5 protein-coding genes are annotated in these 6,097 nt (G+C 43.1%); 3 read left to right on the top strand and 2 right to left on the bottom strand.

The features are described from left to right. Positions 1-126: 126 nt before the first annotated feature. Both H5185_RS05400 and pepQ read right to left on the bottom strand, forming a co-directional pair. Positions 127-741 carry a YigZ family protein gene (locus H5185_RS05400; RefSeq protein WP_182741553.1) on the bottom strand — a complete coding sequence of 205 codons (615 nt, stop codon included), beginning with the start codon at positions 739-741 and terminating at the stop codon, positions 127-129. After that, on the bottom strand, positions 734-2,053 hold the full coding sequence (pepQ, locus tag H5185_RS05395; protein ID WP_124016558.1) for a Xaa-Pro dipeptidase: 1,320 nt from the start codon (positions 2,051-2,053) through the stop codon (positions 734-736). Before pepQ ends, H5185_RS05400 begins: the two co-directional genes overlap by 8 nt. A 235-nt stretch (positions 2,054-2,288) precedes the next feature. On the opposite strand from pepQ, the gene fadB reads away from it, so the two are divergent. From fadB to tusA, 3 genes are all read left to right on the top strand, one after another. Next, positions 2,289-4,439: a fatty acid oxidation complex subunit alpha FadB gene (fadB, locus tag H5185_RS05390; RefSeq protein WP_124016559.1), complete on the top strand. Its 2,151-nt coding sequence runs from the start codon at positions 2,289-2,291 to the stop codon at positions 4,437-4,439. Between the two features lie 22 nt (positions 4,440-4,461). Then, positions 4,462-5,625: an acetyl-CoA C-acyltransferase FadA gene (gene fadA / locus H5185_RS05385; protein ID WP_124016560.1), complete on the top strand. Its 1,164-nt coding sequence runs from the start codon at positions 4,462-4,464 to the stop codon at positions 5,623-5,625. A gap of 225 nt (positions 5,626-5,850) precedes the next feature. Continuing rightward, positions 5,851-6,096, top strand: a complete 246-nt coding sequence (tusA, locus tag H5185_RS05380; protein ID WP_124016561.1) for a sulfurtransferase TusA — start codon at positions 5,851-5,853, stop codon at positions 6,094-6,096. The last annotated feature ends 1 nt before the right edge of the window (position 6,097 follow it).

Below are 6,097 nucleotides of genomic sequence, written 5' to 3'. Positions count from 1 at the left end.
TGAAAATAATCCCATCAGCAAACCGGTAATTCTAATAATTGTTTTATATTGCATTAAGGATTCTGTTTAGTTGTGCTGCGTCGGATTTAACAATTGAGTGACATTTTGGCATAAGTTAGTCATAGCTCAAACTGTAAACTTTACTTGTAGCTGGCCCTGAGTCAGAGTCGCTAGCGCTAAGTTAAACGCCTGATGATGTGATTTAGCCAACTCAAGGCGTATTTCAACCCGGTCAGTAAACACTTTATCGATTACTACGCCGTCGTGTTGAGCAACTAAATATTCAATATCAGCTAGTTGAGCATAATGACACACTAAGTTTGCCGGATACCTCAAATGCTTAACCTGAGTTTGTATTTGAGTTAACCCTTGCTTGATACCCGAAGTATAAGCTCGTACTAAACCACCAACGCCTAACTTAGTACCACCAAAATAACGCACAACAATAGCACCAAGCTCACCAATATTTGCGCCTTGTAAACACGCTAACATGGGCTTACCCGCACTACCTGACGGCTCGCCATCATCGCTAGCCCCCATATCAATGGTATTTTCAGGGCTACCAGCAACGAATGCATAACAATAGTGGTTGGCACCTGGATATTGCTGCTTTATGTCAGTAAGTACTAACTTCATATCATTAGCATGCGGGCAATGAAATAACAAAGAGATAAAGCGGCTATGCTTTATCTCTTCTTCTATGGCTAGGTTAGCTTGTGGTATTAGGTATGACTCAATCAACTAAACCAGACTCTCTTGTCATATTTTCAACTCGGTTATGATGCACAATCACGTTATCTTCGATGCGGATACCACCGAACGGTCGCAGCTCAGCAACGGTTTGCCAATTAATGGTTTGCTTGGCTGTTGTAGATAGTTGCTCAAGTAAGGTATCTATAATGTAAAGGCCCGGCTCAATGGTGAGCACTTGATTTGCAGCCAATACTCGAGTGCAACGTAAAAAAGGATGCGCTTCTGGCGCCGCGATATGGGTTCCACGTTCATCGTGGGCAAATCCGCCCATATCATGAACTTGTAACCCTAACATATGCCCTAGCCCATGTGGGAAAAAGGCGCTAGTAACACCTTGGGCGACTAACTGTTCAGCTGTGCCATTAGCTATGCCAAAATCAATCAGTAACTGGCCTATATGATGGTGTGTCGCAACATGCAGATCGACGTATTTAACTCCTGGCTTCATTTGCCCAATAATGGCTAATTGCACTTTATCTAGGGCGGCAATTAATTCACAAAAACGATTTTTCTCAAATGCGTATGTTCGAGTGATATCGGCAGCATAACCATGGAAGTTAGCACCTGCATCAATCAAAAATGATAACCGCTGAGCCGGCTTAGCATGCTCTAAAGCGGTGTAATGTAAAATAGCCGCATTTTGATTTAACGCGACAATGTTGCCATAGGGCACTTCGTTTTCACTCTGGCCAATTTCAAGCAAATAGCATTGCTGGATCTCAAACTCGCTGGCACCATTATAAAAAGCATTTTTGGCAGCCAAATGCCCTTTTACCGCAATTTGGTTCGCTCGACGCGTGCACTCAAGTTCATACTGAGTTTTATCAGCACGGTGGTAATGTAAGTAGTTCATTACCGCATCAGGATTACGCGCACTAAAACCTAATACATCAGCAACGTCTAAATGCTCACCGATATAAGCCCATGTTGTGAGGTTTTTAGGTAGATAGTCTGCGATACGATCTGGCTTAGTTAATAGCTGAATATCAAAATGTTCAGTCCAAAAAGCCTGCGGTACATCGTTAACCTTATGCCAAAAATCGACCGGACGATAAAAAACTAGCGTTGGCTTGTCTTGGCCATTGGCAATAACCCAACAATTAGCGGTATCTAAAATAGGTAACCAAGCTTTAAATTGCGGGTTAACTTTAAAGGGATAATTTAAGTCATCTAAAAACTGTCGGTGCGGTTGCCCTGAATGAATGACTAAACCCGAGATATTTTCACGCTGACAAATTTCAGCGACACGACGATTTAGTTCGTCGATGTGTGCATGGTATAGATGAGCTAACTGATCCATTGACTATCCCTTTTCATAAGTTTTAACTCAATCAGTCTATCACAAACATAAAAACTCCTCGCTAGATGATAAAAAATTAAACGGCCGTTTAAATTGGGTGTTGTAATTTTTCTCATTTAGTCGCACACTGAGAATTAGCTGGTCAATAGATGGCCGAAACTGCTGTGATTCAAGCTTGATAACTGCACAGTAAATAAGATGTGGAAGTCGCTTTTAAGCAATAAGGAAGCAAGCAATGATTTACCAAAGCCCTACCATTCAGGTTGAGTTACTTGAAGATAATATTGCCAAACTGTGTTTTAACGCACAAGGTTCGGTAAACAAATTTGACAGAGAAACCATAGCCTCCCTTGATGCAGCGCTAGACAGCATCAAACAAAACACCAATATTAAAGCTTTATTGCTGACATCAGCAAAAAGCACGTTTATTGTTGGTGCTGACATCACCGAATTCTTAACCCTTTTCCAACAAGATGATGCAACCTTGCTAGCTTGGGTTGAACAAGCTAACGCGGTATTCAACAAACTTGAAGATTTACCGTTTCCAACAGCTTCTGCTGTTAATGGTTTTGCTCTTGGTGGTGGTTGTGAAACTATTTTAGCAACCGACTTACGCGTTGCCGATACCAATGCTCGCATCGGTTTACCAGAAACAAAATTAGGCCTTATTCCTGGTTTTGGTGGCACAGTGCGTTTACCGCGCGTGATTGGTGCAGATAATGCGCTTGAGTGGATTACCACAGCCAAAGACCAACGCCCAGAAGATGCTTTGAAAGTTGGCGCGATTGATGCCGTTGTAGCACCCGAAAACCTAGAAGCTGCCGCGATTCAAATGTTGCATGATGCACTTAATGGTAGCCTTGATTGGCAAGCTCGTCGCACCAAAAAGCAATCAGCACTTCAGCTACCTAAACTTGAAGCCATGATGTCTTTTGCAACGGCTAAAGGCATGGTGTTCTCTGTTGCAGGCAAGCATTATCCAGCGCCAATGGCTGCTGTGAATGTTGTCGAACAGGCTGCTGGTTTAGATCGTGACGGCGCGCTAAAAGTGGAAGCACAAGCTTTCATTAAATTAGCGAAAACAGATGTTGCTCAAGCACTAATTGGTATTTTCTTAAATGACCAATTCGTTAAAGGCAAAGCTAAGAAAGCTGCTAAGTTAGCTCATGATGTTAACCAAGCTGCGGTATTGGGTGCAGGTATTATGGGCGGCGGTATTGCTTACCAAAGCGCCAGCAAAGGCACGCCAATTGTCATGAAAGACATCGCTCAGCCAGCATTAGAGTTAGGCTTGAACGAAGCGGCTAAAATCCTTACTACTCAAGTTGCTCGCGGCCGCTCTACGCCAGAGAAAATGGCTAAAGTATTAAACAACATTACCCCTTCTTTAGATTATGCCGCTATCAAAAATAGCGATATCGTTGTAGAAGCGGTTGTTGAACATCCAAAAGTAAAAGCGACTGTACTTGCAGAAGTTGAGCAATACGTCTCTGAAGATGCGATTATTGCGTCAAACACCTCAACTATCTCAATCAACTTACTGGCTAAAAGCCTGAAGAAACCAGAACGTTTCTGCGGTATGCACTTCTTTAACCCAGTGCACAAAATGCCATTAGTTGAAATTATCCGTGGTGAGCACAGCTCAGAAGAAACCATCGCAACAGTTGTTGCTTACGCGAGCAAAATGGGTAAAACCCCGATTGTTGTTAACGATTGTCCAGGTTTCTTCGTTAACCGCGTATTGTTCCCATACTTTGCTGGCTTTAGTGGTCTTCTTGCCGAAGGCGCTGATTTCGCCGCTATCGATAAAGTGATGGAAAAACAGTTTGGTTGGCCAATGGGTCCAGCTTACTTACTTGACGTAGTCGGTTTAGATACTGGTCATCACGCCCAAGCAGTTATGGCAGAAGGCTTCCCAGATCGTATGGGTAAAAATGGCAAAGACGCTATCGATATTATGTTTGAAAACAAACGTCTAGGTCAGAAAAACACTAAAGGTTTCTATGCCTATTCTGTTGACCGTCGTGGTAAGCCGAAGAAAGACATTGATCCTACAAGCTATGCATTATTAGGCGAAACGTTTGGTGAATTAAAAGCATTCGAGTCAGATGACATCATCGCTCGTTGCATGATCCCAATGATCATCGAAACGGTTCGTTGTTTAGAAGAAGGCATTATTGCATCACCTGCTGAAGGCGATATGGGTCTAGTTTACGGTATTGGTTTCCCTCCATTCCGTGGCGGTGTATTCCGTTATTTAGACACCATGGGCGTAGCAAACTTTGTTGCCCTAGCAGACAAATACGCACATCTTGGTGGCTTATATCAAGTTACCGATACCATGCGTGAACTTGCAGCCAACAACGGTAGTTACTACCAAGCCTAATTAGTGGGAAAGGAATTAAATCATGAAACAAGCTGTTATCGTAGACTGCATTCGTACCCCGATGGGCCGTTCAAAGGCTGGGGTATTTAGAAATGTACGTGCAGAGACTCTTTCTGCAGAATTAATGAAAGCATTATTAGTGCGTAACCCGCAACTAGACCCTAACGACATTGAAGATGTTATTTGGGGTTGTGTGCAACAAACACTAGAGCAAGGTTTCAACATTGCTCGTAACGCATCATTATTGGCTGGTATCCCTAAAACAGCGGGTGCCGTTACCGTAAACCGTTTATGTGGTTCATCAATGGATGCTCTTCATCAAGCGGCTCGTGCCATCATGACCGGTCAAGGCGACACCTTTATTATTGGTGGTGTTGAACACATGGGTCACGTACCAATGAACCACGGGGTTGATTTTCACCCAGGTCTTGCAAACCGCGTAGCTAAAGCATCTGGCATGATGGGCTTAACCGCCGAAATGTTAGGTAAAATGCACGGCATTACTCGTGAACAACAAGATGCGTTTGCAGTACGTTCTCATCAACGCGCTCATGCTGCCACTATTGAAGGTCGTTTTGCCAAAGAGATTTGGGGCATTGAAGGCCACGACGTAAACGGCGCACTGATCAAAGTAATGACAGACGAAGTAATCCGTCCTGAAACAACACTTGAGTCACTTGCGGGTTTACGTCCAGCATTTGACCCGGTAAACGGTACCGTAACTGCGGGTACATCTTCCGCATTGTCAGACGGTGCTTCGGCGATGTTAGTCATGGAAGAATCTAAAGCTCGTGCATTAGGCTTAACCATTCGCGCACGTATTCGCTCAATGGCCGTTGCGGGTTGTGATGCTGCTATCATGGGTTATGGTCCTGTACCAGCAACCAAAAAAGCATTAGCTCGCGCTGGCTTATCTGTTGCCGATTTAGATCTTATCGAATTAAACGAAGCGTTTGCGGCACAGTCATTACCTTGTGTTAAAGATCTTGGCTTACAAGATGTTGTCGATGAAAAGATTAACCTTAACGGTGGCGCGATTGCATTAGGTCATCCACTAGGTTGTTCAGGTGCTCGTATATCAACGACTCTGATTAACTTAATGGAAGAAAAAGATGCAACGCTTGGTCTTGCCACTATGTGTATCGGTTTAGGTCAGGGTATCGCAACCGTATTCGAACGCGTATAAGGTTTAAAATCTCTAGCTGATAATTCATCAGCTGCAATGAAAACGAGCCAAATTGGCTCGTTTTTTTTATTTTTAAATTTTTCTGCTTTGGCTAATGTTCCACGTGAAACATGTTTTATGAAAAATAAAAAAAGATAAAAAAGATAAATTAGTAGCAAACTTGGCAAGCATAAATGACAAGAGTAACATTAGCGATAATTAGATAAGTAAAATAGATAGGACTCAATGAACGATATTTATACCCAGGCGCAACACCAGCTCGACGCACTTGGTCTTCGCTGTCCAGAGCCAGTGATGATGATCCGTAAAACAGTACGTAAAATGGCTGACGGTGAAACATTACTTGTTATAGCGGATGACCCTGCCACTACACGAGACATACCCAGCTTTTGTGAATTTATGGATCACACCTTAATTGCTAGCGATACCAGTAAAACGCCATATCACTATTTACTCAAAAAAGGACTTTAAA

The sequence above is a fragment of the Shewanella sp. SG44-6 genome, from assembly GCF_014164185.1.
GTDB lineage: Bacteria > Pseudomonadota > Gammaproteobacteria > Enterobacterales > Shewanellaceae > Shewanella > Shewanella vesiculosa.
This window is presented reverse-complemented; position numbering and strand designations above follow the sequence as displayed.